The organism is Methylobacterium sp. 190mf, assembly GCF_900107945.1.
Taxonomy (GTDB): Bacteria; Pseudomonadota; Alphaproteobacteria; order Rhizobiales; family Beijerinckiaceae; genus Methylobacterium.
Map to the genome: position 1 here is coordinate 140,654 of NZ_FNVI01000011.1, position 24,872 is coordinate 165,525.

Sequence of the window (24,872 nt, forward strand, 5' to 3'; positions counted from 1 at the left end):
GTTTCAGGCGTCGAACAGCGAGCCCTGCCGCGTCGGGGCGGGGCTCGCGCCGGTCCGCTTGCCGGCCGTCGCCGGCGCGGCCGCGCCGCCGCGCCGAGCGGGCTTCGCGGACGGGGATGGCGCGGCCGACAGGGACGGATCGGACGTTCCGTCGGGCACGGCCGTCACGGTCCCGTCGGCGAATTGCAGGCTGAGGCGCTGGGCGGCCGCCGCCTCCGCGGCGCGGCGGACGGGCAGCCCCGCGGCGTCGCGCACCAGCACGTAGCCCCGGTCGAGCACCGCACGGTAGCTGAGTGAGCCGAGCAGGCCCGCTAGACCGTCGAGCCGGTCGCGACGACGCTCGATCCCGCGCGCGCCCGCCTGGGTGAGGCGCTCCGACAAGGCGAGGAGCCGGTCGGTGCGGCGCGCCTGCAGCGCCCGGGCCCGTTCCAGGCTGGCCTCGCGCGCGACGACGAGGCGGCGCCCGAGCTGGACCAGGGCCTCGCCCTTGCGCTGGACGTCGTTACGCAGGGCGTGGAGCGGCCGGTGGTCGATCCGCGCCAGCCGGGCGCGGGCGTTGGCGAGGGCTACGTCGGGCGAGCGGCGAGCCATCCGGTCGAGGAGCAGCTGGAGCCGCGCGCGGTGGCGGCTCGCGCCCGCCGCCAGCGCCGGGGCGAGGCGCGCCTCGGCGAGGTCGAGCCGCTGGCGCTTGGCCGCCAGCAGGGCGTCGGCGCTCGGAAGGGCCCGTCCGAGGGCGCGCAGGTCCGACCGGTCGCGGTCGATCCGGCGCCCGACCGCCCCCCGGCCGCGGGCCGACAGGTCCGCCACCGTGGCGATCAGGTCGGCGCGGACCGGCACCGCCATCTCGGCGGCGCCCGTCGGGGTCGGCGCGCGGCGGTCCGAGACGTAGTCGATCAGCGTGGTGTCGGTCTCGTGCCCCACCGCCGAGATCAGCGGGATCGCGCTCGCGAAGGCGGCGCGGACGACGCATTCCTCGTTGAAGGCCCAGAGATCCTCGATCGAGCCGCCGCCGCGGGCCACGATGAGCACGTCCGGGCGCGGGATCGGCCCCCCGGCCGGGAGGGCGTTGAAGCCGCGGATCGCGGCCGCGACCTCCTCGGCCGCGCCGTCGCCCTGGACCCGCACCGGCCAGACGAGGACCGGACGGGGGAAGCGGTCCTCCAGCCGGTGGAGGATGTCGCGGATCACCGCGCCGGTCGGCGAGGTGACGACGCCGACGACCCGCGGCAGGTAGGGGATCGGCCGCTTGTGGTCCGGTGCGAAGAGGCCCTCGGCCGCGAGCTGCTTCTTGCGCTCCTCCAGGAGCGCCATCCAGGCGCCGAGCCCCGCGGGCTCCAGGCTCTCGATGACGATCTGGTACGAGGACTTGCCCGCGAAGGTCGTGATGCGGCCGGTGGCGACGACCTCCAATCCCTCCTGCGGCCGCTGGCGCAGGCGTCCGAACACGCCCTTCCAGACCACCGCGTCGATCCGCGCCTGCCCGTCCTTCAGGGAGAAATAGGCGTGACCCGAGCCGTGCTGGCCGCGATACCCCGAGATCTCCCCGCGCAGCCGGACGTGCCCGAAGGCGTCCTCGAGGGTGCGCTTCAGGGCGCCCGCGAGCTCGCCGACCGACCATTCCGGCTGGTTGGCGTTGAGCACGCTGGTCGGCGGGATGTCCGCCGCTTGCTGGGCTGCGGGGCGCGGGGGCGGCACGAGGGGCATGAGCCGACGCTAGGGGCCTCAGGCGGGACAGTCAAAGGCCCGCTGTGGAGACGGGATCGCTCGGCCGGCGCCGCGCCTGCGGCGCCTCTCCCTCGGCGAATGCCGCTCCCTTCATTCGACGGCGAGCTCGCGCGGCCGGTCGGAGATCGCCACCGGCGGGACGAGCAGCGACAGGAGCAGGGTCAGCCCCGCCACGGCGAACACCGTCCAGAACGTGCCGTGCAGGGCGTGCTCCAGGCCGGCCCGGATCGCCTCGCCGCCGGCCCCGAGGCTTGCCGGATCGTCGAGCAGGCGCCGCAGCTGATCGGAGTTCACCGCCGGGCCGCTCGACGGGTTCGCGAGCCGGTAATTCAGCACCGCCCCGAGGACGGTCGCGCCGAGGGTCGAGCCGAGGTTGCGCGAGAAGATGTTGGAGGCCGTCGCCGCCCCGCGCTGCGCCCAGGCGACGCTGTCCTGGATGATCACGATGGCGGCCGTGGACAGGAAGCCCATGCCGAGCCCCATCACGACCGAGCCGCAGGCCGCCACCGCCGGCGAGGTGTCGGGCCCGAGAGCCACGAAGGCGACCGCGCCGAGGGGCAGGAGCGTCGCGCCGACCAGCAGGATCGGGCGCAGGCCGAACCGCACGAAGCTGCGCGCCGCCGTCGTGGCGCCGATCGGCCAGCCGAGCACCATCAGGGTCAGGGTCAGGCCGGCGATCAGGGGCGACTGCCGCATGACGCCCTGCACGTACATCGGCAGGAACGCCGTGAGCCCGATCACCGTCATGCCGGAGAGCAGCGTCGCGGTGTTGGCGGTCGCGATGGGGCGCTGCAACCACAGGCGGATGTCGAGCATCGGGTCCGGCGCGCGCCGCTCCTGGACGACGAACAGGGTCGCGGCCACCACGAAGGCCACCGCCGGCCACAGGGCCGCTTCGGCCGACTCGCCCGCCTCGGTCAGCGCGATCATCAGCGCCGCGATGGCGGCGGTGAACAGGGCCGCACCGATCGCGTCGATCTGGCGCGGGCGGCGCTCGACACCCTCGTGGAGGAAGCACAGGAACAGGCCGGCCGCGATCACGCCGATCGGCAGGTTGATCCAGAAGATCCAGGGCCAGCTCAGGTGGCCGATGATCAGGCCGCCGACCAGCGGGCCGGCCACCGACGAGATCCCCCAGACACTCGCGAGGTAGCCCTGGACCTTGCCGCGTTCCCGCACCGCGTAAAGGTCGCCGATGACGGTCAGGCTCACCGGCTGGATCGCCCCTGCGCCGACGCCCTGGATGAGGCGGAACAGGATCAGCGAGGGCATCGACCACGCGAGCCCGCACAGGAGGGAGCCCGCCAGGAACACCGCGATGCCGAACAGCAGGACTGGCCGGCGTCCGTAGAGGTCCGAGAGCTTGCCGAACACCACCGTGGTGGCCGTCTGCGTCAGCAGGAAGGACGCGAACACCCAGGCGTAGAGGTGAAGGTCGCCGAGATGACCGGCGATCTGCGGCATCGCCGTCGAGACGATCGTCGCCTCGATGGCGATCATGAACATCGACGCCATCACCGCGGCGAGGACCAGCGGGCGGCGCGTCTCGAGGGACTTGGGCATCGGGCCGATCTAGGCCCACCGCGCCTGCACACCTAGCGTTGGCTCGGGCAACCGGCCTTTCCGCGGCGAGATCCGTGCGCGGGCGCACATCCGCTCGGCGTCGGCCCCGCGATGGGCGCATGGACGACGCGCCCCGATGCAGCGCGTGCATACATAATGCGGAACGCCCCGGCGCGACCGACTCAGGCCTCCGCGTCGGCGTCGAGGTCCCTTCCGCGGGTCTCGGGCAGCAGGAACGCGGCGATCGTCCCGACGAGGCTGAATGCGGCGAGGTAGTAGGCCGGCGCGAGCCGGTCGCCGGTCGCGGCGATCAGCCAGTTCACCACGTAGTTCGTGCTGCCGCCGAACACCGAGACGGAGACCGCGTAGACGATGGACAACCCGGCGCTGCGCACCGCCCGCGGCAGGGCCTCGGGAATGCCGACGATCACGGCCGCCGCGTTGATGGACGACAGCGCCGAGAGCAGGAAGGTGACCGCGTAGACGCTGGCAGCGCTCGGCGCCCGCACCACCCAGGCGAAGGCCGGGACCGCCAGGATCAGGATCAGCGCCCGCGGCCAGATCATCACCGGTCGCCGCCCGTACCGGTCGGCCAGCCAGCCGCCGAGCAGCGGGAAGATCACCGAGGCGAGCCCGAGGGCGATCGGCACCGCCGTCGCGGCGGTCTCGCTCAGGCCGAGGGTCGCGCCCGCGAAGACCGGCATGTTGGTGCCGACCGCGTTCGACACGGTCGAGGCCGCGATGACCAGGAAGGTCAGGCCCAGCAGGCGGCCGTGCTCGCGCAGGAGCCGGCCGACCACCGCCATCGTCGAGGCCGCCGCGTGCGGATCCTCCTCGGCGCCGGCGGTCTCGGGCAGGTGGCTGCGGATGATGAGGCCGACCGGTACGACGCACAGGCCGAGGGCGAACATCAGCCGCCAGCCCCACTGCGCCATCGCTTGGTCGCCGACCGCGAGCGCCAGGGCGGTCGCGATGATCCCGGCGAACAGGGCGGCGCAGCCCTGGCTGGCGATCTGCCAGCTCGTCACGAAGCCGCGCCGGTTCGGGGGCGCGGCCTCCAGCAGGAAGGCGGTCGAGGGACCGACCTCGCCGCCGAGGGCGAGGCCCTGCACGAGGCGTCCGGCGATGACGATGACCTGCGCCCAGCCGCCGATCGTCGCGTAGGAGGGGCAGGCGGCCAGCATGAGCATGCCGACGGCCATCAGCGCGATGGTGATCAGCATCGCGGGCTTGCGGCCGGCCCGGTCCGCGAAGGCGCCGATCAGCACACCGCCGATGGGCCGCATGACGTAGCCGATGCCGAACAGGGCGAGCGATGCCAGCAGGCTGTGGGTCGGGTCGTTCGCCGGGAAGAAGGCCTCGCCGATCGGCTTGGCGAAGAAGGCGTAGACGGTGAAGTCGTAGAATTCGAGGGCGTTGCCCAGGACGACGGCCCCGACCGACTTGCGGTCGAGAGTCGAATGATGCGCGCCGGGATGCGGTGCGGTCCGGGCGTCCATCAGCGGGCCGACCCGCCGACCGGGTGCTTGGCGAGACCGCCGGTCACGGGCGTCTCGCCCTCCGCCAGGGCCGCGTCGTAACCGGCCAGCCAGAGCGCGCGCGCCTCCGTCCCCTCCGCGTAGGGGCAGGCTTCCCGGGCGAGCCCTTTGGCGGGCGCGGCCCGGCCGAGGGCGCGGGCATCGAGGTCGTTCGGTGGCGTATCCATACGGGCGCAGCTCCGTTCCGGTGGGCTGCGGCGCGATGTAGGGCGCGGAGCGCGCGCGTCGCCGATCTCAGTGACGCGTCGGGTCCGCGTCGGCGGGCAGCGCCACGGCCTCGCTGAACGGGAATTCCAGCACGACCTCGCCGTCGTCGTCCGTGACCACGAGGCACGCCGTCATCAGCCGGGCCTGATCCTGCGGCTGGCGCAGGGCGGCGCGGATCGTCTCCCGCGCCGCCTCCCAGGCAGCGTCCGGATCCCGAAGCTCGATCCCGGTCGGGTCGGAGATGACGTCCTCGCCGATCTGCGTGTGGAAGAAGTAGCGCGGCATGGTCTTCACCGATTGCAGGGGTGCCGCCCCGGGCGGAGCGACCCACGACAGGTGGTGATGGCCGCGCGTCGGACCAGATGCGGCGCGCCCCCCTGTCTCGGCCCTCAGCCGTGCGCGGCGCGCGCGGCCGGCGCGGACGGGACCGGGCGCAGCGCCCGCACCTGGCCGCTGGAACCGCCCGCGCGGTGCTGCTTCTCCATCGCCACGAGCGGCCGCAGCTCGGGCTCGGCGAAATCGAGGAGCTTGGCGTTGCGCCAGCGCGGCTTGCCGGAGCCGCGGCCGAACCAGCGGGGGCGCTCCTCCTCGACCAGGAGCACCAGCCGCCCTGTCCAGGTCTTCCGGAACCAGAAACGCCCTGTCAGAGACATCGTCCCATCCTCGCCGTCGAGCCGCCCCCGGTCTGGCCGCCTCAATAGCGAACTTGGCTGTTCGCGTACTGATTGAGGACGCGGGCGAACAGGCGCACCACCGATATCCACAGCGTCACGCCGGGACTGCGGGGGACTCGGGGCACGATCAGTGCGCGATATGCCGGACCGACAGCGCCAGCACGACGAGCCAGACGAGCCCCGAGAGACCGAACACGAAGCCGCGGAGGATCGCCGCTTCCAGCGCCGCGTGTGCGGAGCGCGGCTCCGAAGCCCGCTCCCTCCGCGAAGACTCGGGACGCGCCCGGACCGGGCGCTGCTCCGGCACGGTGAGCAGGCGGGTCAGGCTGTCGGGGAGCGGTCTCGGATCGGGCTGCACGGCAGCCACGAGCCTAGCGCGTCACGCGCCCGCGCGACAGGCCGCTCGGAGCGTCGGCAGGCTCATGTCGGCAGGCTCGTGTCGGCAGGCTCATGTCGGGCACCGATTTGTCGCGCCCATACCCCATGCTACAGCTCGAGCCCCGGGCGGCCAGTCAGCCCGTCGGTCCGCGCGCATGTCCCTGCCACCTGTTCTGATCACCGGCGTGGCCGGCTTCATCGGGAACCAGCTCGCCCTGCGCCTCCTCGAGGACGGCCGGCAGGTCGTCGGCCTGGACAGCGTCAACGCCTATTACGACGTGCGCCTCAAGGAAGCCCGGCTGCAACGCCTCGCGGATTTCCCGGGCTACAGCTTCGCGCGCCTCGACCTCGCCGACCGCGGCGGCCTCGACGCGCTGTTCCACCGCCACGCGTTCCGCACGGTGATCCACCTCGCGGCCCAGGCCGGCGTGCGCTACTCGCTCACCGATCCGCACGCCTACGCGGCGAGCAACCTCGTCGGCTTCCTGAACATCCTCGAGGCCTGCCGCCACGGCGGCGTGGGACACCTCCTCTACGCGTCCTCCAGCTCCGTCTACGGCGGCGTCACCGCGATGCCGTTCTCGGTGCACCAGAACGTCGACCATCCGCTCAGCCTCTACGCCGCGACCAAGAAGGCGAACGAGCTGATGGCGCACAGCTACAGCCATCTCTACGGCCTGCCGACGACGGGCCTGCGCTTCTTCACCGTCTACGGCCCCTGGGGCCGGCCCGACATGGCGCTGTACCTGTTCACCCGCGCGATCCTGGCGGGCGAACCGATCCGCGTGTTCAACGAAGGGCGGATGCTCCGGGACTTCACCTACATCGACGACATCGTCGCGGGGATCCGGGCCCTGGCCGACCGGCCGGCCGCGCCCGACCCCGAGTGGAGCGGCGCGGCGCCGGATCCCGGGACCAGCTCCGCCCCCTACAGGATCTACAACATCGGCAATAACGAGCCGGTGGCGCTCCTGGAGATGATCGCGCTCCTCGAGGACGCCCTGGGCCGCAAGGCGGAGAAGATCCTCCTGCCGATGCAGCCCGGCGACGTCCCGGCGACCTACGCCGACATCGACGACCTCGTGCGGCACGCCGGCTTCCGGCCCGCCACGCCGCTGAAGACCGGGATCGGGCGCTTCGTCGACTGGTATCGGACCTATCACGGGATCTGAGGGAACGGCGCCGCGCGCCGTCGCACGGAGCCAATCCGTTCACGCGGTGTTGAGTGGGGCGGCGGCCCGCAGCAGCCGCCAACCGGCCCCGGATGACGGCTATCCCAGACTGGGCCGTTGCGCGCGCCGGGCACATTCATTTAGAGCTGTTCCAGGCAGGCAAGCTCTGCCCGCATCGCTGCCCAAGCGGCGGCCAACAGGAGGAAATCCATGCGTTCACTCGTTTTCGGCGCCGTCCTTGCCGTCGTGATGCCGTTCGCCGCGCAGGCCCAGGACGCCGGCGACGCCGCGGCCGGCGAGAAGGCGTTCGCCCCCTGCAAGGCGTGCCACAATTTCCAGAAGAACGGCGTGGGTCCCGACCTGAAGGGCGTCGTCGGCCGCAAGGCGGGCACCTACGAGGGCTACAACTACTCCGCCGCCCTGAAGAACTCCGGCATCACCTGGGACGAGGCCAACCTGCACGAGTGGCTGAAGAACCCGAAGGCGAAGGTGCCCGGCACCAAGATGATCTTCCAGGGCTACCCCGACGACAAGAAGATCAACGACGTCATCGCCTACCTCAAGACGCAGTCCTGAGACGCGAAGATCGGCACGAACCGGGAGCGGCCGCCCGGCCGCTCCCGGCGCTCCGGCCGCGCCCTAGTCGGTCGTGAGGCCGGCCTGCAGGCTCAGCCTGAGCGTGACGAGATCGTGAAGCAGGTCCTTGCGGCCCTGGATATCGAGACCGGTCATGCCCCCCGCCTCGTCGGGCAGGCAGGCGAGTTCCTCGCGCAGGGCCTCGCCGGCGGCGGTGAGGAAGATGCTGACCTGACGCTCGTCGACCCGGTCGCGGGCGCGGCGCACCCGCCCGGACGCTTCCAGGCGCTTCAGGAGCGGCGTCAGCGTCCCCGAGTCTAGGAACAGGCGGTTCCCGATCTCCTTGACCGACAATCCGTCCTGCTCCCACAAGACCAGCAGGACGAGGTATTGCGGATAGGTGAGTTCGTGGCGCCCCAGGAGGTTGCGGTAGGCGCGGCCGAATGCGTGCGCGGCGGCGTAGACCGCGAAGCACAGCTGATTGTCGAGGCGCTGCCGCTCCCGCTGCGAAAGCTGGTCGGCACGCGTGTGCCCCGCTCGATCCGGCTCGATGCCGATCTGCGAGGCCGTGGGGCCTGACATAGGAAAACTCTCTCTGGTAAAGGCTGGCTCGCGTACCGGTATGGCGAGGGGCTACTTCTAGGCAGTTCGCTAAACGTATACAATTGGGGCGACCGACCGAGAGTTGCCACACCATCCGCCCGGCAGCGCTCAGCCATCCATCAACGGATGCAGATCGCGGACCATCGCCTTCAGGCGCTCGTCGAGGACGTGCGTGTAGATCTGCGTCGTCGAGATGTCGGCGTGGCCGAGCAGCTCCTGGACGATGCGCAGGTCGGCGCCGTTCTGCAGGAGGTGACTCGCGAAGGCGTGGCGGAGCACGTGCGGGCTCACCCGATCCGGGTGGAGCCCCGCCGCCGAGGCCAGCACCTTGAGATCGCGGGCGAAGGCCTGCCGGGTGAGATAGCCGCTGTCGCTGTCGGCGGGAAACAGCCACGGGTTGTCCTCCGGCACGGCCGGAAGATGCACCGCCATCGCGGTGCGGGCCGCATCGGTCAGGGGCACGAGGCGCTCGCGGCCGCCCTTGCCCTTGACGATGAGGTAGCGCTCGCGCGTCGCGCCCGCCGCGCGGGGCAGGGCGACCAGTTCCGAGACGCGCAGGCCCGTGGCGTAGAGCAGCTCGAGCAGGCACGCCATCCGGCGTGCCCGCCGGGCCGGGCCGGGGGCCTGATCGGCGGCGGCGGCCGCCTGCGCCGTGGCGAGCAGCCGGTCGACCTCCGCGATGGATAGCACCTTGGGGAGCGCGCGCCCGCGGCGCGGACCGGACACCGCGACGCTCGGATCGCTCTCGGCGCCGCCCTCGGCATAGAGGAACTTGTGGAAACCGCGCACGCAGGACAGGCGCCGCGCCGCCGAGGACGCCTTCAGGCCCCGGGTCTCGAGGTCGATCAGGAAGGCCCGCAGCGTGCCGGCCTCCACGTCGCCGAGCGCCGTGCCCGAGCGCGCGAGATAGTCGAGGTAATCGTCCAGGTCCCGGCGGTAGGCGCTCAGGGTGTTCAGTCCGGCACCGCGCTCGGCGGCCAGCATGTCGAGGTACTCGGCGACCTCGGGGTGCGGCGCCCGGGCGGCGTCGCCGCTGCCCTCCGGCCCGCTCAACGGTTGCCCGGCTGCAGCTTCGAGGCGGGGATGGTCACGCTCATCTCCCGCGGCGTCGGCTGGACGAAATGCGCGAGCGCGAACATGGCCGCGTAGACCAGACCCGCCAGGATCGCGAGGGTGGCAAAGAAACGGAACAGGGTCGGCACGTCGGTCGAACCTCGGGCAGACGGGCGCTGGCGGCGGGGAGGGGGCGGGCGAAGGCCTTCTCCGAGCCGCCGCCGATGCCCGGGTTCGACCACGTGAACGAGGCGCTGACAAGGCCCACGACGACACAGGGATGCGTTTCGCAGGCCGCTTGAATCGCGCTAAGAGCCTGCCGCAGGATGTGAGGCTGCCCGGGCGACAGGCGCGCGGGGGCCGGTGGAGAGGCGGGGACGCCGCACGGATGCGATGCAGGAGTCGATGCAGGAGGCCATGAGCGGGGAGGAGGCGGGGGAACCGATCGAGGCGCGTCTGCGCCGCGCGCTCGGCCTGCGCTCGATCGTGCTCGTGGGCCTCATGGGAGCGGGCAAGAGCACCGTCGGCCGCCGTCTGGCGAGCCGCCTCGGCCTGATCTTCAAGGATGCCGACATCGAGATCGAGGCCGCGGCCGGCCTGACGATCCCCGACATCTTCGCGATCTACGGCGAGCCGAGCTTCCGCGACGGCGAGGAGCGGGTGATCTCGCGCCTGCTGCGGGCCGGTCCGCTGGTCCTGGCGACGGGCGGCGGCGCCTACCTGCGCGAGGCGACCCGCGCGCGCATCGCGGAATCGGCGGTCTCCGTCTGGCTGAAGGCCGATCTGGACGTGCTGATGCGGCGCGTGCGCAAGCGCGGCAACCGCCCGCTGCTGCAGACCGAGGATCCCGAGGCGACGATGCGAGACCTGATGGCCGTGCGCCACCCGGTCTACGCCGCAGCCGACGTGATGGTCATCTCGCGGGAGGTCTCGCACGACCGGGTCGTCCAGGACGTGCTGGAGGCGCTGGATGCCCATCTCAGCGGCGAAGGATCCATCCCCGTGGCCGCCCAGTGAGACCCGAGCGAACCGATCCATGACCGAGCCCCGTCCGGACCTCCTGACCGTCCACGTGCCCCTCGACGCCGGCCGCGCCTACGACATCCAGATCGGGCGCGGGCTGATCGACACCGCCGGCACCGCGGTCGCCGCGCTCGGGGCCCGCCGGGCGGCGATCGTGACGGACGCGACGGTCGGCGCGCTCTACGCCGCGCGGCTGCGGACCAGCCTGGAGCGCGCCGGCCTCCAGGCGGGCGTGGTGACGGTGGCGCCGGGCGAGGCCTCCAAATCCTACGCAGGCTACGCGGAGGTCTGCGACGGTCTGCTCGCCCTCAAGGTCGAGCGCGGCGACCTCGTCGTGGCGCTGGGCGGCGGCGTGGTCGGCGACCTCGCGGGCTTCGCGGCCGCCACCCTGCGGCGCGGCGTGCGCTTCGTGCAGGTGCCGACGAGTCTGCTCGCGCAGGTCGATTCCTCGGTCGGCGGCAAGACCGGCATCAACGCGCCGCTGGGCAAGAACCTGATCGGCGCCTTCCACCAGCCGCGCCTCGTCCTGGCCGACACGGCCGCCCTCGACACCCTGTCCGAGCGCGAGATGCGCGCCGGCTACGCCGAGGTCGCCAAGTACGGGCTGATCGCCGATCCGGGCTTCTTCGACTGGTGCGAGGCGAACTGGCGCGGGATCTTCGCCGGCGGCCCGGAGCGCGAGCAGGCGGTCGCCGCCTGCTGCCGGGCCAAGGCCGCGGTGGTCACCCGCGATGAGCGGGAGGACGGCGAGCGGGCGCTGCTCAATCTCGGCCACACCTTCGGCCACGCCCTGGAGCGCCTGACCGGCTACGATTCCGCCCGCCTGGTCCACGGCGAGGGCGTCGCGATCGGGATGGCGCTCGCCTTCCGCTTCTCGGCACGCCTCGGGCTCTGCGCCGGCCAGGATGCGGGCCGGGTCGCCAACCATCTCGCGCTCGCCGGCCTGCCGACCCGTCTGCAGGCCGTTCCAGGCGGGTGCGGCGACGCCGAGGCGCTCCTCGACGCGATGGCCCAGGACAAGAAGGTCCGCGACGGCGCGCTGACCTTCATCCTCGCGCGGGGGATCGGCCAGAGCTTCATCGCCCCCGGCGTGGACCGGGCGGAGGTGGCGGCGTTCCTGCAGGATGAATTGGCGTCGGACCAAGCCGCCTGACGCCCGCGAGCGCCGGCTGTGGCCTTGCCTAACGCAGGCCGGGCCGCTATGAGCCTGCCACGTCCGGCGCCGGTCACCGCGCGCCGCTGACGGTCCCGTCGGGGCCAGGGCCGCAATAGCTCAGCTGGTAGAGCACCTCATTCGTAATGAGGGGGTCGGGGGTTCGAATCCCTCTTGCGGCACCATTTCCCCCAGGCGTTTCCCGAAAGCATACACGAGCGAGCCGCTGGCCGATGGCCTGTGCCGGCTCGAGCCCGCGTGAGTTCGTCGGCTGAGGCGCGCGGCGACGGGCGCGCTCAGGCTATGGCCAGCACGGCCGCGATCGCCGCCACGCCCACGGCGAGCCAGGCGGCGTAATCGCCGATCAAGCCGCTATGGAGCATTTCCAGCGCGCGGGTCGGCGCCGATTGCGTCGCGCTGACCGGTCGGACCACGAACACGGGCAGGTGTCTGCGGAACAGCCCGTATCCCGCGCCGGCCAGAGCGGCGGCGACCGAGGCCCAGGGGAGCCAGCCGGGCCCCTCCGCCAGCGCGTGCACGGTCGGCCGGTGCATGAAGGCCGACGCCGCCCGCGGGAGGGCGTGCTCGATGAGAGCCGCCGGCAGACCGATATCGAGCGCGAGGAGAAGGCAGCACGGCGCCAGCATCAGCCAGAGCGGCCGGTTGGCCTTCTCGCGCTCGTCCGCGCTCGGGGCGCCGGCTTCGTCGCCGGGATCGGGCCCGAGCCCGAGGAAGATCCGGCCCGCGGCCCGAAGCACCGCGGCCCCGGTCAGCGCCGCGCCGATGGCACCGGCCGCCAGCGCCACCCCGTGCCCCTGCTGCCAGAGCGCGCCCTGGACGAGGCGCGTGCCCTGGTCGAGCACACCGAGGGGCAGGCCGCAGAGCAGCAGCCCGGCCAGAGCCATGGCGACGCCGGCGGGCCAGATCCCCCGCCCGAGGCCGCGCAGGGCGATCTCGTCGATGCTGGCCTGGGTGGCGAGCAGGATGCCGGCGATCATGAACAGGGCGCCCTTCACCAGCCCGTGCCCGACCACGTAGACGAGCATCCCGCCGGTCCCGTCAACCGAGAGGGCGCCGAGGCCGGTGAGCATGATGCCGGCGTGCGAGATGGTCGAGAAGGCGAGCAGCCGCTTGAGGTGCCGCTGCAGCAGCGCCATCCAGCCGCCCAGGAGGGCGGTGAAGCTGCCCAGGCCGATGAGCAGCCCCGGCAGGGCGTGCTGGACCTGATCGGAGCCGCCGAACACGACGGCGCTCACCTTCGCGAGGCCGAACAGGCCGAGCGAGACCATCGATCCGGAGAAGATCACTGAGACCGGGCTCGGCGCGACCGCGTGCGCGTCCGCGAGCCAGAACTGGAACGGCACGATCGCGCCCTTGATCATCAGGGCGGCGGCCACGAGGCAGAACGCCCCGGCCACCACCGGATCCCGGCCGCCCCGCGCCACCGCGGCCGCGATGCCCTCGAAGTCGAGCGTGCCGGTCTGGGCGTAGATCAGGCCGATGCCGCCGAGCATCAGGAAGCCCGCGAGGCTGTTCACCACCGTGAAGTTGATGGCGCCGGCCAGCGACGATTCCGCCAGATGGTAGGCCGTGAGCGCGAAGGCCGCGACGCTCATCACCTCGAACCACACGAACAGGTTGAACATGTCGCGGGTGAAGCAGAACCCGACCATGGCGGCCAGGAACAGCAGCATCAGGATGTGGAAGTGGCCGTGGGTGCGGTCGAAGAAGCCCCAGGCGAACACGAAGGTCAGGGCGTAGAGCAGCCCGATGAAGGCCGCGACCCAGCCGCTGGCCTCGTCCACCGAGAAACCGATACCGAGATGGACGCCGTCGCGCGGCTCCCAGCCGCCGAACCAGTAGACCAGCGGCCCGTCGGCGGCGCGGGTGGCGATGACGCCGCAGAGCACCGCGACGGTGAGCGCCGCCAGCGTCGCCAGGATGTCGGGCAGGCGGCCGGGCAGGACGTGCGCGGTCGCCAGCATCGCGGCGCAGACCACGAGCGGGATCGCGACGGGCAGGGGCAGGAGGGCGGCCGGGAAGGCGGTCACGGGGCGTCCCGCTCCGCGTCGCGCACGCGGCTGGAACCAGCATCGCGCCCGGACTTGCCGCCCGCGCGCATCGGTCGGAGTTTCTCCGGGTCCAGGCTGCCGCCGCGCTTGTAGGCCTGGATGGTCAGGACGAGGAGGAGGGCGGTGAGCGTCGCGCCGACCACGATGTCGGTGAGCACCAGCGCCTGCATCACCGGGTCCACGGCGGGCGTCCCCGGCGGGTGGTCGTAGAAGATCGGCGCGATGCTGCCCCAGCGATAGCCGAGGCCGAGCAGGAGCACGTAGGTCGCCGATTGGCACACGCCGAGGCAGCCCACGAGATGGATGAAGTTGCGGCTCGTGGCGATGCCGTAGAGGCCGATTCCGAACAGCCACGCGGCGACCGCGTAGGGCAGGACACTGGTGACCGCACTCACGCGGATTCCTCCCCCGGCTCCTCGGGCGCGTCGGCCTCGCGGGTCTCCTCCATGAACTCCAGGAAGAGCTGTGTGAAACCGCCCGTCACCGCGAGGGCGACGCCGAGATTCTCGACCAGCATCAGGCCGCCCGAGAACAGGTCGCGGAAGGTGCCGAGCGGCAGGATGTTCTGCATGAAGGCGGCGCCGGTGAGCATCGGCACCAGCCCGCACAGCGCGAAGAGCAGCGCGCCGCCCCCCTCCAGCGCGTCGAGCCAGTGGCTGCGGATGGCGTCGCGCCAGCCGGCATAGCCCTCGCCGAGGTAGATCAGCAGGGTTCCGGAGGCGAGGATGACGCCGCCCTGGAAGCCGCCGCCGGGCGTGACGGTCGCGTGCAGCACGACGTAGAGGCCGAACAGCGCGGTGAGCGGGCCGGCGACGCGGCAGGCCAGCACCACCGCCTCGGAGCGCGGGATCACGGCCCGGCCGGGCCGGCGCATGGCGCGCTCGGAGTTGCCCTCGCCGCGCCGCCCGCGCAGCAGCACCACCGTCCCGGTGATGGCGGCGAGCAGCATGAATTCCTCGCCGAGGGTGTCGAGGCCGCGCAGGTCGAAGTTGATGGCACTCACCATGTTGGCGACGTGCCGGGCCTCCGGGACAATCGCGTTGATGCGCGCGCCGTACTGGGCGATCGTCGATCCGAAGGGCGGCAAGCCGGCGATCACCGCGGCCGCGCCCAGGAGGAGGACGAGGCCCGCGACGGCCAGGAGCGCGACGCGGGCGCGCGGGCTCACGATTCCTCCTCGGGCGGCTGCGTCCGCACGGCCATCAGGGCCACGAGGAAGAGGAGCGGCACCGCCGCCGAACCGACCGCCAGCTCCGAGAGCGCGACGTCGGGGGCCTGGAGGGCGTCGAACAGGATCGCCAGGACGAGCCCGTTGACCGCGATGGCGAAGACCTGCCGCGCGGGGTCGCGCACGAGGACCACGGCGGTGCCGGAGACCGCGGTGAGCAGGAAGAGCAGCGGCAGGATGACCGTCATGCCGAGCGGCCCTCGCGCATCAGCACGGCCCGGCCGGAGACGTGCGACAGCACCGCCGCCCAGGCGAGGAACACCACCATCATCACCAGGATCTTGAGCGAGCGCCCGGAGACGCCGTCCGCGAGGAAGGCCGCCACCGTCACGAGGATCGCGGCTGCCACGTTCAGGAACGCGACGGCGTGCATCCGGTCGAGCGCCCGGGGCAGGCGCCAGAGGGCGAGCGCCGCGAGCCACGCGGACGCCACGGCGAGAGCCAGGACCGAGCCGATCGCGACGCTCATATCCAGCGCTCCAGGAAGACCGCGAGCAGCATCGTGCCGGGCAGGTTGAGCAGGACCAGGGTGAGGGCGAGATCGGTGATCGACGCCTGATCGGTGGCGAAGGCCATCAGCGTCAGGATCAGGACCGTGACGCTGCCGGCGAGTTGGTAGGCGGCGAAACGCTGACCGGGTCTGCCCCGCCACGCGAGCACCGCGGCCACCGCGAGCGGCGGCAGCAGCGCCAGGATGGCGACCGTCCAGACGCTCATCGCGCCTCCTCCAGGCCGTGCGTCACCACGGTTCCGTGCGCGCGGTCGAGGGTGAGCACGTAGCTGTCGGGGGCGAGCGACGCGGCCAGAAGCCCGACCGCCCGAGCGGCCGGCGCCGCCTCGCCCTCCGGCGTGGCCCAGGCGATCTCGGCGGCGCTCCGCTCCCGGGTCGCGCCGCCGGCGCGACCGAGGACCGCGCGCAGGAGGCGCAGCCCGACGCGGGCGCTCTGGCGCGGCATGTCGCGGATGGCGGGGCCGAGCGGGCGGAGCGCCTCACGGTCGAAGCGGAAGCGCAGCCCGCCGCGCCGTCCGACGCCCCACCACCAGAGCGTGCCGAGACTGGCGCAGCCGGCGGCAGCCATCCCCTCGTTCAGGCTCACCGAGCCGGCGAAGACCATGTAGGTGAGGGCGAGGACGACCCAGATCGCTGCGCCGTCGCGCCGCGAACGCTTCCCGAGCCCGCCGATCGGTCCTGCCTGCATCGATCCTGCCCGCATCGATCCTGACCGGCGCGCCCCGCGGAAGCGTGACCATGCGCGTGTCCGACCAAACGTGGCCGCGGTCGTCGGCGTTCCCGGAACCCGGGGACACGGTTCCGTGTAGGGCGATGAGGAGTGGGAGTGCCCATGAAAGCCGAGATCCTCACTATCCGTTTCGTCCACGAGGGCTGGAGCCGCTTCGGGATTGCGCGGGTGCGCCTCGCCGACGGGGCCGTCGTCGAGCGCGAGATCGAGGACCACGGCGACTCGGTCGGGATCCTGCCCTACGACCCGGAGCGGAAGGTCGCGACGCTCGTGCGCGAGCTGCGGGTTCCGCCGCTGTTCGCGGCCGGCGAGCAGGTCCAGATGGAGGCCCCGGCGGGGCTGATCGACGCCGGCAGCCCGGAGGAGAATGCCCGCCGCGAGGCGCTGGAGGAGGTGGGCCTGCGCCTGCGGGCGCTCGAGTTCGTCGGCGCCACCTATTCCTGCGCCAGCCTGACCACCGAGAAGATCCACCTCTACCTCGCGCCCTACGGCCGGGCGGACCGCGCCGAGGCCGGCGGCGGGGCCGAGGGCGAGCACGAGAACATCCGGGTGGTTGAGATGCCGCTGTCCGAGCTCGCCGCACGCGCCGACCGCGCCGAGATCACTGACCTCAAGACACTGGCCTTGATCCTGGCACTCCGTGCACGCCATCCGGAGCTGTTCGCCCCGTGAGAGGCCGCCGCGCGCTCGGCCGCGCGCTGCTGACCGCGCTGGTGCTGGTCGGCGTCGCGTGGGTCGCCTTCCACCTGCGCTGAGCGGGCCCGAGCGGCCCTCCTCCGGACGCGTCCGGCGCGTCGAAGAACTCGCGCCCTGTCTTGATCGCCGGCCGTGGCGGGCCCATCGTCCTGTCCACACACGGGAGGTCACCGGATGACGCGCGCCTGCATCGTGGGCTGGGCCCACACCCCCTTCGGCAAGCTTGAGGAGCCCGATGTCGAGGGGCTGATCGCCCGGGTCTCGGGGGAGGCGCTAGCCCATGCCGGCGTCGAGGAGTCGCAGGTCGACGGCATCTACGTGGGCTCGATGAACACCGGCTTCTCGAAGCAGGGCTTCGAGGGCTCGCTGGTGGCGGTGAACCGGCCGGGCCTCGCCCACGCGCCGGCGACCCACCTGGAGAACGCCTGCGCCACCGGGTCGGCGGCGCTCTACGCGGCCCTCGACTTCGTCGACAGCGGCCGCGGCCGCGTGGCCCTGGTGATCGGCGCCGAGAAGATGACCGCCAAGACCGTCGCTGAGACCGGCGACATCCTGCTGGGCGCCTCCTACCGGAAGGAGGAGGCCGACATCGAGGGCGGCTTCGCGGGCGTGTTCGGGCGGATCGCGGCGGGCTACTTCCAGCGCTACGGCGACCGCAGCGAGGAGCTGGCCCGGATCGCCGCCAAGAACCACCGCAACGGCGTCGGCAATCCCTACGCGCAGCTGCGCAAGGATCTCGGCTTCGACTTCTGCAACCGGGTCTCGGAGAAGAACCCCTACGTGGCCGCCCCCCTGCGGCGCACGGACTGCTCGCTGATCTCGGACGGGGCGGCGGCGCTTGTGGTGGCCGATGCCGAGACCGCCGAGGGCCTGGAGCGGGCGATCGGCTTCCGCGCCCGGGCGCACGTCAATGACATCCTGCCCCTGTCCCGCCGCGACCCGGTGGAGTTCAAGGGCGCGCGGATGGCCTGGGAGAGGGCGCGGGCCCAGGCCGGGATCGCCAACGAGGACCTCTCCTTCGTGGAGACCCACGACTGCTTCACCATCGCCGAGCTGATCGAGTACGAGGCGATGGGTCTCGCCGCCCCGGGCGAGGGTTTTCGCGTGGTGCGCGAGGGACTCGCCGAGAAGGGCGGCCGGCTGCCGATCAACCCGTCCGGCGGGTTGAAGGCCAAGGGTCATCCTGTGGGGGCGACCGGCGTGTCGATGCACGTCATGGCCTGCCTCCAGCTCATGGGCGAGGCCGGTGAGATGCAGGTGCCCGGGGCGGAGCTCGCCGGGATCTTCAACATGGGCGGCGCGGCGGTCGCCAACTACGTGTCGATCTTGGAGCGGCGGCGCTGAGGCCGTCCCGGTTGCGGCCAATCCCTGCCCGCCGTGGCCGTCCTCGCGGGCAGCGCGAAGCAATCCAGCGGCCTCACGATCGTCGAGATCGCGCGGCTCTGGGTCGCTTCGCCGCGCTCGCGATGACGGACTAGAGGAGGCGATCCAGCGCCTGCTGGAGATCGGCGATGAGGTCGGCCTCGTTCTCCAGCCCGATCGACAACCGCACGGTCTCGGGCCCGACCTGCGCGGCGGCCTTCTCGTGCTCCGGCAGCTGCCGGTGCGTGGTCGAGGACGGGTGGATCGCCAGCGACTTGATCTCGCCGATGTTCACCAAGTGAGAGATCAGCTCCAGGCCGGCGATGAACCGCAGCGCCGCCGGCTCGCCGCCCTTCAGCGCGAAGGTGAAGATCGAGCCCGGCCCGTCCGGGGTGTAGCGGCGGGCGAGGTCCTCGCCGATCTGGCCCGGCAACATCGGGTAGCTCACCCAGGCCACGGCCGGGTGATCCTTCAGGAAGGCCGCCACCGCCCGGGCGTTGGCGCAGTGCCGCTCCATGCGCAGCGGCAGGGTCTCGATCCCCATGAGCGTCAGGAACGCGTTCATCGGCGACAGGCCGGGCCCGAGGTCCCGCAGGCCGAAGAACCGGCACGCCGCCGCGAAGGGGGTCGCCGGGAAGGCCTCGGTGAGCACCAGCCCGTCGTAGTCCGGCCAGGGCTCGGTGATCAGGTTGTAGCCACCGGCCTTCGCCCAGTCGAAGCGGCCGGCGTCGCAGATCACGCCGCCGATGGTCTGGCCGGAGCCGCTCAGGAACTTCGAAGTGGAGTGCCAGACGATGTCGGCGCCGTGCTCGATCGGCCGGATCAGGGCCGGCGAGGCGAGGGTGTTGTCGACGACGAGCGGCAGGTTGTGGCGGCGGGCCACCGCGGCGATGCCGTCGAGGTCCACCACCGACGCGCAGGGGTTCACGATTGATTCGCAGAAGATGGCCCGGCACTCCGGGGTGATCGCCGCCTCGAAATCCTCCGGGGCCATACCGCGCGCGAAGCGCGGCTTCAGGTCGTAGCGCCCGTCGAGCCGGCGCATCAGGCCGAGCGACCCGCCGAACAGGCGCGGCGACGCGACGTAGGCGTCGCCGCTCTTCAACAGCGTCATCAGAATGAGCTGCATGGCCGACTGTCCGGAGGACACCGCCACACCCGCCTTCGCGCCTTCCAGATCGGCGATCCGGCGCTCCAGCGCGGCGACCGTCGGGTTGGATCCGCGCGAGTAGGAGAAGCCGGTCCGGCGGCCCGCGAAGATGTCGGCGGCCTGCTCGGTCGAGTCGAAGACGAAGCCGTTGGTGAAGTAGATCGGCTGGACCCGGGCACCCGTAGCGGGATCGGGCGCCGCGCCGGCGTGTATGGCCCGGGTCGCGAAGCGGTGCGGTCGATTCTTGTCCGTCATGGCTCTCGGTCGGGTGTTCAGGGCCCGGACCGGGTGTCAGCCCGAGCGGATCCGTGCGTCAAGCCGCGCGGCGGATGAAGGCCTGCAGGGTCCGGACCAGGGTGGTCGGCTCGTAGGGCTTCGGGATGAACCGGGCGCCCTCCGGCATGTCGTTGGGACCGGGCGTGCCCATGCCCGACACCACCAGCACGGGAATCGACGGCCAGCGATGCGCGACGAGGCGCGCCAGGGCGAAGCCGTCCATCGACCCCTGCGGCATGTCGACGTCGGTCATCAGGACCCCGACGTCGTCGCGGTTCTCCAGAACCTTCAGCGCCTTGTCGGCATGCGTCGCCTCGACGACGGTGAAGCCCGCATCCGCGAGGGTGTCCGAGGCCTCCATCAGAAGGAGGCCGTCATCTTCCACGAGGAGAACGACGGGGTGGTCGGACGGGCTATCTGACATCAGACCTGCGAAGGTGCGTCTCAATTCCGAAACCCGCGCCCTATTCCTCCGGGGCTCCCCCCGTCAAGGCGCGGGGCCGGATCCGTCAGGCCGCCTCCTCGCGCTTGCCGAGGCGCTTGTCGAGGTAGGTGTCGACCGTCTGGGTCAGTTCCTCGACCTTGCCGTCGAAGAAATGGTTGGCGCCCTCGACCATCTGGTGCTCGATGATGACGCCCTTCTGGGTCTTCACCTTCTCGATCACCGGCATGACCTCGCGGGCGGGCGCGACCCGGTCCTCGGAGCCGTGCACGAACAGGCCGGAGGAGGGGCAGGGGGCCAGGAAGGTGAAGTCGTAGCGGTTCGCCATGGCGGCGATGGAGATGAATCCCTCGATCTCGGGGCGGCGCATCAGGAGCTGCATGCCGATCCACGAGCCGAAGGACACGCCCGCGATCCAGCAGGACTTCGCCTCCGGGTTGACCGACTGAACCCAGTCGAGGGCGGCCGCGGCGTCCGACAGCTCGCCCGAGCCGTGGTCGAACGACCCCTGGCTGCGTCCCACCCCGCGGAAATTGAAACGCAGGGCCGCGAATCCGCGATTGGCGAAGGTGTAGAAAAGGTTGTACACAATTTGATTGTTCATCGTACCCCCGAACTGGGGGTGCGGGTGCAGGATGATGGCGATCGGCGCGCCGCGCTTCTTGGGGGCTTGGTAACGGCCTTCCAGGCGGCCGGCCGGGCCGGTGAAGATCACTTCGGGCATCGCTCGTCTCTCGCTCCGGAGATCGCCCGCCGGGCGATCGGCGCGGCGGCGCAGCAGCCTTGACTCGTCGCGCGCGCACCATAAAAGCAGTCTTAGAACAGTTCTAGGCGATTAGAACTGTTCCAAACAACTCGTCCGAAGCACCGCGTTGGCTGCCACGCCGACCGTGCCGGGTCGGCGGGATCTCATTGTCTCGGCGCGCCTTAGCACGTCGAGCCGGCGCGCGGGCAAGGAATTGTGACGCGCCGCAGCAGAGGGCTTAACGGAACGCGGATGAGCCGGGCACGCGCCTATCTCGACTACAACGCCACCGCGCCGGTCCGCCCCGACGTCGCGGAGGCGGTCGCGCGCGCGCTCACGCTCCCCGGGAACCCGTCCTCGATCCACGCGGAGGGACGGGCGGCCCGGGCCGCCCTCGAAGCGGCCCGCACCCAGGTGGCGGCGCTCGTGAACGCCCGGCCCGAGCAGGTCGTCTTCACCAGCGGCGGGACCGAGGCGGCGAACGCGGTCCTGTCGGGCGCCCTCCGTCGCGGCGGCGCGGCGGCCCCGAGGCGGCTGCTCCACTCCGCCACGGAGCATCCCTGCGTCGCCGCCGGTCACCGGTTCCCGGACGCGGCCGTCGAGGAAGTCCCGGTCACCGCCGACGGCGTGGTCGATCTCGCCGCCCTGGAGGCGCGCCTGGGTGCTCTCGCCGACGAGACCCTGCTCCTCTCGGTCCATGCCGCCAACAACGAGACCGGCGCGGTGCAGCCGCTGGCCGAGATCGTCGGCCTGGCGCGGGCGCACGGCCGGACCCTGGTCCACAGCGACGCCGTGCAGGCCGTCGGCAAGATCCCACTCGACATGGCGGCGCTCGGCCTCGACGCGCTGACCCTCTCGGGCCACAAGTTCGCGGCGCCCAAGGGGGTCGGCGCGCTGGTCCTGGCCGAGGGCGTCAGCCTGGAGAGCGCCTTCCTGCGCGGGGGCGGCCAGGAGCGGCGGCTGCGCTGCGGCACCGAGTGCCTGCCGGCCATCGTCGGCATGGGCGAGGCTGCCCGGATCGCCCGCGCGGCGCTCGACGCGGAGGCCGCGCGCCTCTCCGCCCTTCGGGACCGGATCGAGGCTGGCGTGCGCACCATGGCGCCCGACGCGGTGGTGTTCGCCGCCGGAGCGCCGCGCCTGCCCAACACCCTGAGTTTCTCGGTCCCGGGGCTCGACGCGCCCTCGGCCCTGATCGCCCTCGACCTCGCCGGCGTGGCGGTGTCGTCGGGCTCGGCCTGCTCGTCGGGCAAGGTCGCCCGCTCGGCGACGCTCGCCGCGATGGGCGTCGGTTCCGACCTCGCCGGGGGGGCGCTGCGCGTCAGCCTCGGCTGGAACACGGTGGACGAGGAGGTGGCATGCTTCCTCGACGCCTTCGAACGGGTCGTGGAGACCCTATATAGACGGCGAGGCCAGGCGGCCTGAGCGCCGCCCCCCCGCTTTCCGACAGACGCTTCCCGGTCCTTGACGCCGGAGATGCCTAGGAGACGCTGATGCCTGCTGTGCAGGAAACCATTGATCGGGTCCGCTCGATCGACCTCGACCAGTACAAGTACGGGTTCGAGACCACGATCGAGATGGAGAAGTCCGAGAAGGGCATCTCCGAGGACGTCGTCCGCTTCATCTCGGCCAAGAAGAACGAGCCCGCGTGGCTGCTGGAGTGGCGCCTCGACGCCTACCGGCGCTGGCTGACCATGAAGGAGCCGGAGTGGGCCCGCGTCTCCTACGACAAGGTCGACTACAACGACATCTACTACTACGCGGCGCCCAAGCGCCCGGCGGCGCTGTCGCTCGATGAGATCGATCCCGAGATCCTGAAGACCTACGAGAAGCTCGGCATCCCGCTGCGCGAGGTCGAGGTGCTGGAGGGCATCGCGCCGGAGCGCCGGGTCGCGGTCGACGCCGTGTTCGATTCGGTCTCGGTGGCCACCACCTTCAAGAAGGAGCTGTCGAAGGCCGGCGTGATCTTCATGCCGATCTCCGAGGCCGTGCAGGAATATCCCGAGCTGGTGCAGAAGTACCTGGGTTCGGTGGTGCCGGCGACCGACAACTTCTTCGCGACGCTGAACTCGGCCGTCTTCTCCGACGGGTCGTTCGTCTACATCCCGCCGGGCGTGCGCTGCCCGATGGAGCTGTCGACCTACTTCCGCATCAACGAGCGCGACACCGGCCAGTTCGAGCGCACGCTGATCATCGCCGACAAGGGCTCCTACGTCTCGTATCTCGAGGGCTGCACCGCCCCGAAGCGCGACGACAACCAGCTCCACGCCGCCGTGGTCGAGCTCGTCGCCCTGGACGATGCCGAGATCAAGTACTCGACGGTCCAGAACTGGTACCCGGGCGACAACGAGGGCAAGGGCGGTATCTACAACTTCGTGACGAAGCGCGGCGATTGCCGCGGCGCCCGCTCGAAGATCTCGTGGACCCAGGTCGAGACCGGCTCGGCGATCACCTGGAAGTACCCGTCCTGCATCCTGCGCGGCGACGATTCCCGCGGCGAGTTCTACTCGATCGCGGTGTCGAACGGCATGCAACAGGTCGATTCCGGCACCAAGATGATCCATCTCGGCAAGAATACGACGAGCCGGATCATCTCGAAGGGCATCTCGGCCGGCCGGTCGCAGAACACCTACCGGGGCCTCGTCTCGGCGCACCGGAAGGCCAAGGGCGCGCGCAACTTCACGAACTGCGACTCCCTGCTGATCGGCGATCAGTGCGGCGCGCACACCGTGCCCTACATCGAGTCGAAGAACGCCTCGGCCGTCTTCGAGCACGAGGCGACGACCTCGAAGATTTCCGAGGAGCAGAAGTTCTACTGCCAGCAGCGCGGCCTCTCCGAGGAGGAGGCGACCGCGCTCATCGTCAACGGCTTCGTGCGGGACGTGCTGCAGCAGCTGCCGATGGAGTTCGCCGTCGAGGCCCAGAAGCTGATCTCGATCAGCCTGGAAGGCTCGGTGGGCTGACCGCCTGGGCGGATACGACGACGACGTGCTGCGCGCGGCCCATCGGCACAGCGCGCGGCACGCCGACGAGGTCCGGAGCAGCGTCCTGTGCGGGTGCTTCTTCTGCCTCGAGGTTTTCGCGCCGGACGAGATCGCGGGCTGGATCGCCGATGAGGGCACCGCCCTCTGTCCCCGGTGCGGCATCGACGCGGTGATCGGCGACCTCTCCGGCTACCCGGCCGGGAGCGCCGCGTTCCTGCGGGCGATGCGGGACGAATGGTTTTGAAGGACTTGGACTGACATGCTGGAAATCAAGAACCTCGTCGTGCAGATCGAGGACAACCGCATCCTGAACGGCCTCAACCTGACCGTGAACGACGGCGAGGTCGCGGCGATCATGGGCCCGAACGGCTCGGGCAAGTCGACCCTCTCCTACGTCATCGCCGGCAAGGAGGATTACGAGGTTCTCGACGGCGAGATCCTGCTCGACGGGCAGAACGTTCTGGAGATGGCCGCCGACGAGCGCGCCGCGGCCGGCATCTTCCTGGCCTTCCAGTACCCGCTGGAGATCCCCGGCGTCGGCACCATGACCTTCCTCAAGGCCTGCCTGAACGCGCAGCGCAAGGCGCGCGGCGAGGCCGAGCTGTCGACCCCAGACTTCATCCGCGCGGTGAACGGCGCGGCCGACAAGCTCGAGATCAACAAGGAAATGCTCAAGCGCGCCCTCAACGTCGGCTTCTCCGGCGGCGAGAAGAAGCGCATGGAGATCCTCCAGATGGCGCTGCTGCAGCCGAAGTTCTGCGTGCTCGACGAGACCGATTCCGGCCTCGACATCGACGCCCTGCGCATCGTCTCCGAGGGCGTGAACGCGCTCCGCGACCAGGGCCGCTCGTTCCTGGTGATCACCCACTACCAGCGCCTGCTCAACCACATCGTGCCCGACACCGTGCACGTCATGTCGAAGGGTCAGATCGTGAAGACCGGCGGCAAGGAGCTCGCCCTCGAGCTCGAGGCCTCCGGCTACGCCGAGTACCGCACCGGGGAGGCGGCCTGAGC

The 24,872-nt window shown here is 71.5% G+C and carries 30 protein-coding genes and 1 tRNA gene; 11 read left to right on the top strand and 20 right to left on the bottom strand.

Features of this window, described 5'->3' with window-relative positions:
• Positions 1-3 precede the first annotated feature (3 nt).
• The 7 genes from xseA to C4T42_RS15130 all read right to left on the bottom strand — a co-directional run bounded on the left by xseA (position 4) and on the right by C4T42_RS15130 (position 6,074).
• Positions 4-1,704, bottom strand: coding sequence for an exodeoxyribonuclease VII large subunit (xseA, locus tag C4T42_RS15100; RefSeq protein ID WP_103985342.1), 1,701 nt, complete (start codon positions 1,702-1,704; stop codon positions 4-6).
• A gap of 111 nt (positions 1,705-1,815) precedes the next feature.
• Positions 1,816-3,288, bottom strand: a complete 1,473-nt coding sequence (locus C4T42_RS15105) for an MDR family MFS transporter (RefSeq protein WP_020093438.1) — start codon at positions 3,286-3,288, stop codon at positions 1,816-1,818.
• Between the two features lie 182 nt (positions 3,289-3,470).
• Positions 3,471-4,787 carry an MFS transporter gene (locus tag C4T42_RS15110; RefSeq protein WP_103985343.1) on the bottom strand — a complete coding sequence of 439 codons (1,317 nt, stop codon included), beginning with the start codon at positions 4,785-4,787 and terminating at the stop codon, positions 3,471-3,473.
• On the bottom strand, positions 4,787-4,993 hold the full coding sequence (locus tag C4T42_RS15115; protein ID WP_103985344.1) for an Rmf/CrpP family protein: 207 nt from the start codon (positions 4,991-4,993) through the stop codon (positions 4,787-4,789). Before C4T42_RS15115 ends, C4T42_RS15110 begins: the two co-directional genes overlap by 1 nt.
• 67 nt (positions 4,994-5,060) lie before the next feature.
• Entirely contained in the window at positions 5,061-5,318 is a 258-nt protein-coding gene (locus tag C4T42_RS15120; protein ID WP_020093435.1) for a catalase, read from the bottom strand.
• Positions 5,319-5,422: 104 nt separating this feature from the next.
• The gene (locus C4T42_RS15125) at positions 5,423-5,686 is read right to left on the bottom strand and encodes a hypothetical protein (protein ID WP_042673132.1); all 264 of its coding nucleotides are present in this window, start codon (positions 5,684-5,686) and stop codon (positions 5,423-5,425) included.
• A 148-nt stretch (positions 5,687-5,834) separates the two neighbouring features.
• Positions 5,835-6,074 (bottom strand): hypothetical protein, encoded by a 240-nt coding sequence (locus C4T42_RS15130; protein WP_244603207.1) that lies wholly within the window; start codon positions 6,072-6,074, stop codon positions 5,835-5,837.
• Between the two features lie 166 nt (positions 6,075-6,240).
• On the opposite strand from C4T42_RS15130, the gene C4T42_RS15135 reads away from it, so the two are divergent.
• Both C4T42_RS15135 and C4T42_RS15140 read left to right on the top strand, forming a co-directional pair.
• Positions 6,241-7,257 carry an NAD-dependent epimerase gene (locus tag C4T42_RS15135; protein ID WP_103985345.1) on the top strand — a complete coding sequence of 339 codons (1,017 nt, stop codon included), beginning with the start codon at positions 6,241-6,243 and terminating at the stop codon, positions 7,255-7,257.
• Positions 7,258-7,467: 210 nt separating this feature from the next.
• Positions 7,468-7,833, top strand: coding sequence for a cytochrome c family protein (locus C4T42_RS15140; RefSeq protein WP_042673136.1), 366 nt, complete (start codon positions 7,468-7,470; stop codon positions 7,831-7,833).
• A 63-nt stretch (positions 7,834-7,896) separates the two neighbouring features.
• Here C4T42_RS15140 and C4T42_RS15145 read toward each other — a convergent pair whose 3' ends face one another.
• The 3 genes from C4T42_RS15145 to C4T42_RS15155 form a co-directional block, all read right to left on the bottom strand.
• Entirely contained in the window at positions 7,897-8,415 is a 519-nt protein-coding gene (locus tag C4T42_RS15145) for a MarR family transcriptional regulator (protein WP_170862975.1), read from the bottom strand.
• 129 nt (positions 8,416-8,544) lie between these two features.
• Positions 8,545-9,489 (bottom strand): site-specific tyrosine recombinase XerD, encoded by a 945-nt coding sequence (locus tag C4T42_RS15150; protein ID WP_042673137.1) that lies wholly within the window; start codon positions 9,487-9,489, stop codon positions 8,545-8,547.
• Positions 9,486-9,638: a hypothetical protein gene (locus tag C4T42_RS15155; RefSeq protein WP_012317685.1), complete on the bottom strand. Its 153-nt coding sequence runs from the start codon at positions 9,636-9,638 to the stop codon at positions 9,486-9,488. Before C4T42_RS15155 ends, C4T42_RS15150 begins: the two co-directional genes overlap by 4 nt.
• 244 nt (positions 9,639-9,882) lie before the next feature.
• Between C4T42_RS15155 and C4T42_RS15160 the strand changes: the two genes are divergently transcribed.
• The 3 genes from C4T42_RS15160 (at position 9,883) to C4T42_RS15170 (ending at position 11,850) form a co-directional block, all read left to right on the top strand.
• The gene (locus tag C4T42_RS15160; RefSeq protein ID WP_020093428.1) at positions 9,883-10,506 is read left to right on the top strand and encodes a shikimate kinase; all 624 of its coding nucleotides are present in this window, start codon (positions 9,883-9,885) and stop codon (positions 10,504-10,506) included.
• A gap of 19 nt (positions 10,507-10,525) precedes the next feature.
• Positions 10,526-11,665 (top strand): 3-dehydroquinate synthase, encoded by a 1,140-nt coding sequence (aroB, locus tag C4T42_RS15165; RefSeq protein ID WP_042673139.1) that lies wholly within the window; start codon positions 10,526-10,528, stop codon positions 11,663-11,665.
• 109 nt (positions 11,666-11,774) lie between these two features.
• Positions 11,775-11,850 (top strand) — tRNA-Thr (locus C4T42_RS15170).
• Between the two features lie 111 nt (positions 11,851-11,961).
• Here the strand turns inward: C4T42_RS15170 and C4T42_RS15175 are convergent.
• The 7 genes from C4T42_RS15175 to C4T42_RS15205 are packed head-to-tail and all read right to left on the bottom strand — an operon-like array spanning position 11,962 to position 16,164.
• The gene (locus tag C4T42_RS15175; protein ID WP_103985346.1) at positions 11,962-13,716 is read right to left on the bottom strand and encodes a proton-conducting transporter membrane subunit; all 1,755 of its coding nucleotides are present in this window, start codon (positions 13,714-13,716) and stop codon (positions 11,962-11,964) included.
• Positions 13,713-14,132 (bottom strand): cation:proton antiporter subunit C, encoded by a 420-nt coding sequence (locus tag C4T42_RS15180; protein ID WP_042673141.1) that lies wholly within the window; start codon positions 14,130-14,132, stop codon positions 13,713-13,715. The genes C4T42_RS15175 and C4T42_RS15180 overlap by 4 nt, the downstream gene beginning before the upstream one ends.
• Positions 14,129-14,905 (bottom strand): MnhB domain-containing protein, encoded by a 777-nt coding sequence (locus C4T42_RS15185; RefSeq protein ID WP_042673142.1) that lies wholly within the window; start codon positions 14,903-14,905, stop codon positions 14,129-14,131. The genes C4T42_RS15180 and C4T42_RS15185 overlap by 4 nt, the downstream gene beginning before the upstream one ends.
• The gene (locus C4T42_RS15190) at positions 14,902-15,153 is read right to left on the bottom strand and encodes a DUF4040 domain-containing protein (protein ID WP_020093423.1); all 252 of its coding nucleotides are present in this window, start codon (positions 15,151-15,153) and stop codon (positions 14,902-14,904) included. The genes C4T42_RS15185 and C4T42_RS15190 overlap by 4 nt, the downstream gene beginning before the upstream one ends.
• Positions 15,150-15,434 carry a monovalent cation/H(+) antiporter subunit G gene (locus tag C4T42_RS15195; RefSeq protein WP_103985347.1) on the bottom strand — a complete coding sequence of 95 codons (285 nt, stop codon included), beginning with the start codon at positions 15,432-15,434 and terminating at the stop codon, positions 15,150-15,152. The genes C4T42_RS15190 and C4T42_RS15195 overlap by 4 nt, the downstream gene beginning before the upstream one ends.
• Positions 15,431-15,682: a monovalent cation/H+ antiporter complex subunit F gene (locus C4T42_RS15200; RefSeq protein ID WP_020093421.1), complete on the bottom strand. Its 252-nt coding sequence runs from the start codon at positions 15,680-15,682 to the stop codon at positions 15,431-15,433. The genes C4T42_RS15195 and C4T42_RS15200 overlap by 4 nt, the downstream gene beginning before the upstream one ends.
• A complete protein-coding gene (locus tag C4T42_RS15205) occupies positions 15,679-16,164 on the bottom strand; it encodes a hypothetical protein (protein WP_181049172.1) in 486 nt (161 codons plus the stop codon). The genes C4T42_RS15200 and C4T42_RS15205 overlap by 4 nt, the downstream gene beginning before the upstream one ends.
• Before the next feature lie 144 nt (positions 16,165-16,308).
• On the opposite strand from C4T42_RS15205, the gene C4T42_RS15210 reads away from it, so the two are divergent.
• Positions 16,309-16,878, top strand: a complete 570-nt coding sequence (locus C4T42_RS15210) for an NUDIX hydrolase (RefSeq protein WP_103985349.1) — start codon at positions 16,309-16,311, stop codon at positions 16,876-16,878.
• A gap of 198 nt (positions 16,879-17,076) precedes the next feature.
• Positions 17,077-18,246, top strand: a complete 1,170-nt coding sequence (locus tag C4T42_RS15215) for an acetyl-CoA acetyltransferase (RefSeq protein WP_103985350.1) — start codon at positions 17,077-17,079, stop codon at positions 18,244-18,246.
• 130 nt (positions 18,247-18,376) lie between these two features.
• Here C4T42_RS15215 and C4T42_RS15220 read toward each other — a convergent pair whose 3' ends face one another.
• The 3 genes from C4T42_RS15220 to C4T42_RS15230 form a co-directional block, all read right to left on the bottom strand.
• Positions 18,377-19,669 (bottom strand): O-acetylhomoserine aminocarboxypropyltransferase/cysteine synthase family protein, encoded by a 1,293-nt coding sequence (locus tag C4T42_RS15220; RefSeq protein ID WP_103985351.1) that lies wholly within the window; start codon positions 19,667-19,669, stop codon positions 18,377-18,379.
• Positions 19,670-19,727: 58 nt separating this feature from the next.
• A complete protein-coding gene (locus tag C4T42_RS15225; protein ID WP_026604970.1) occupies positions 19,728-20,114 on the bottom strand; it encodes a response regulator in 387 nt (128 codons plus the stop codon).
• Between the two features lie 85 nt (positions 20,115-20,199).
• Positions 20,200-20,856, bottom strand: a complete 657-nt coding sequence (locus C4T42_RS15230; protein ID WP_010686946.1) for an alpha/beta hydrolase — start codon at positions 20,854-20,856, stop codon at positions 20,200-20,202.
• A 273-nt stretch (positions 20,857-21,129) separates the two neighbouring features.
• On the opposite strand from C4T42_RS15230, the gene C4T42_RS15235 reads away from it, so the two are divergent.
• From C4T42_RS15235 to sufC, 4 genes are all read left to right on the top strand, one after another.
• Positions 21,130-22,299 carry a cysteine desulfurase family protein gene (locus tag C4T42_RS15235; protein WP_103985352.1) on the top strand — a complete coding sequence of 390 codons (1,170 nt, stop codon included), beginning with the start codon at positions 21,130-21,132 and terminating at the stop codon, positions 22,297-22,299.
• A gap of 68 nt (positions 22,300-22,367) precedes the next feature.
• Positions 22,368-23,837: a Fe-S cluster assembly protein SufB gene (gene sufB / locus C4T42_RS15240; RefSeq protein WP_103985353.1), complete on the top strand. Its 1,470-nt coding sequence runs from the start codon at positions 22,368-22,370 to the stop codon at positions 23,835-23,837.
• A 25-nt stretch (positions 23,838-23,862) separates the two neighbouring features.
• Positions 23,863-24,102: a hypothetical protein gene (locus tag C4T42_RS15245; RefSeq protein ID WP_020093413.1), complete on the top strand. Its 240-nt coding sequence runs from the start codon at positions 23,863-23,865 to the stop codon at positions 24,100-24,102.
• A 15-nt stretch (positions 24,103-24,117) separates the two neighbouring features.
• Positions 24,118-24,870 carry a Fe-S cluster assembly ATPase SufC gene (gene sufC, locus C4T42_RS15250; RefSeq protein ID WP_020093412.1) on the top strand — a complete coding sequence of 251 codons (753 nt, stop codon included), beginning with the start codon at positions 24,118-24,120 and terminating at the stop codon, positions 24,868-24,870.
• The last annotated feature ends 2 nt before the right edge of the window (positions 24,871-24,872 follow it).

What these genes read in the sequence shown, in the direction of transcription:
- C4T42_RS15230 (WP_010686946.1), bottom strand. Translation starts at nt 20,856, where the DNA reads ATGCCCGAAGTGATCTTCACCGGCCCGGCCGGCCGCCTGGAAGGCCGT.
- C4T42_RS15160 (WP_020093428.1), top strand. Translation starts at nt 9,883, where the DNA reads ATGCAGGAGTCGATGCAGGAGGCCATGAGCGGGGAGGAGGCGGGGGAA.
- C4T42_RS15140 (WP_042673136.1), top strand. Translation starts at nt 7,468, where the DNA reads ATGCGTTCACTCGTTTTCGGCGCCGTCCTTGCCGTCGTGATGCCGTTC.
- C4T42_RS15225 (WP_026604970.1), bottom strand. Translation starts at nt 20,114, where the DNA reads ATGTCAGATAGCCCGTCCGACCACCCCGTCGTTCTCCTCGTGGAAGAT.
- C4T42_RS15195 (WP_103985347.1), bottom strand. Translation starts at nt 15,434, where the DNA reads ATGAGCGTCGCGATCGGCTCGGTCCTGGCTCTCGCCGTGGCGTCCGCG.
- C4T42_RS15120 (WP_020093435.1), bottom strand. Translation starts at nt 5,318, where the DNA reads ATGCCGCGCTACTTCTTCCACACGCAGATCGGCGAGGACGTCATCTCC.
- C4T42_RS15220 (WP_103985351.1), bottom strand. Translation starts at nt 19,669, where the DNA reads ATGACGGACAAGAATCGACCGCACCGCTTCGCGACCCGGGCCATACAC.
- sufB (WP_103985353.1), top strand. Translation starts at nt 22,368, where the DNA reads ATGCCTGCTGTGCAGGAAACCATTGATCGGGTCCGCTCGATCGACCTC.
- C4T42_RS15135 (WP_103985345.1), top strand. Translation starts at nt 6,241, where the DNA reads ATGTCCCTGCCACCTGTTCTGATCACCGGCGTGGCCGGCTTCATCGGG.
- C4T42_RS15125 (WP_042673132.1), bottom strand. Translation starts at nt 5,686, where the DNA reads ATGTCTCTGACAGGGCGTTTCTGGTTCCGGAAGACCTGGACAGGGCGG.
- xseA (WP_103985342.1), bottom strand. Translation starts at nt 1,704, where the DNA reads ATGCCCCTCGTGCCGCCCCCGCGCCCCGCAGCCCAGCAAGCGGCGGAC.
- C4T42_RS15210 (WP_103985349.1), top strand. Translation starts at nt 16,309, where the DNA reads ATGAAAGCCGAGATCCTCACTATCCGTTTCGTCCACGAGGGCTGGAGC.
- C4T42_RS15145 (WP_170862975.1), bottom strand. Translation starts at nt 8,415, where the DNA reads ATGTCAGGCCCCACGGCCTCGCAGATCGGCATCGAGCCGGATCGAGCG.
- C4T42_RS15215 (WP_103985350.1), top strand. Translation starts at nt 17,077, where the DNA reads ATGACGCGCGCCTGCATCGTGGGCTGGGCCCACACCCCCTTCGGCAAG.
- C4T42_RS15105 (WP_020093438.1), bottom strand. Translation starts at nt 3,288, where the DNA reads ATGCCCAAGTCCCTCGAGACGCGCCGCCCGCTGGTCCTCGCCGCGGTG.
- aroB (WP_042673139.1), top strand. Translation starts at nt 10,526, where the DNA reads ATGACCGAGCCCCGTCCGGACCTCCTGACCGTCCACGTGCCCCTCGAC.
- C4T42_RS15235 (WP_103985352.1), top strand. Translation starts at nt 21,130, where the DNA reads ATGAGCCGGGCACGCGCCTATCTCGACTACAACGCCACCGCGCCGGTC.
- C4T42_RS15190 (WP_020093423.1), bottom strand. Translation starts at nt 15,153, where the DNA reads ATGACGGTCATCCTGCCGCTGCTCTTCCTGCTCACCGCGGTCTCCGGC.
- sufC (WP_020093412.1), top strand. Translation starts at nt 24,118, where the DNA reads ATGCTGGAAATCAAGAACCTCGTCGTGCAGATCGAGGACAACCGCATC.
- C4T42_RS15200 (WP_020093421.1), bottom strand. Translation starts at nt 15,682, where the DNA reads ATGAGCGTCTGGACGGTCGCCATCCTGGCGCTGCTGCCGCCGCTCGCG.
- C4T42_RS15110 (WP_103985343.1), bottom strand. Translation starts at nt 4,787, where the DNA reads ATGGACGCCCGGACCGCACCGCATCCCGGCGCGCATCATTCGACTCTC.
- C4T42_RS15115 (WP_103985344.1), bottom strand. Translation starts at nt 4,993, where the DNA reads ATGGATACGCCACCGAACGACCTCGATGCCCGCGCCCTCGGCCGGGCC.
- C4T42_RS15205 (WP_181049172.1), bottom strand. Translation starts at nt 16,164, where the DNA reads ATGCAGGCAGGACCGATCGGCGGGCTCGGGAAGCGTTCGCGGCGCGAC.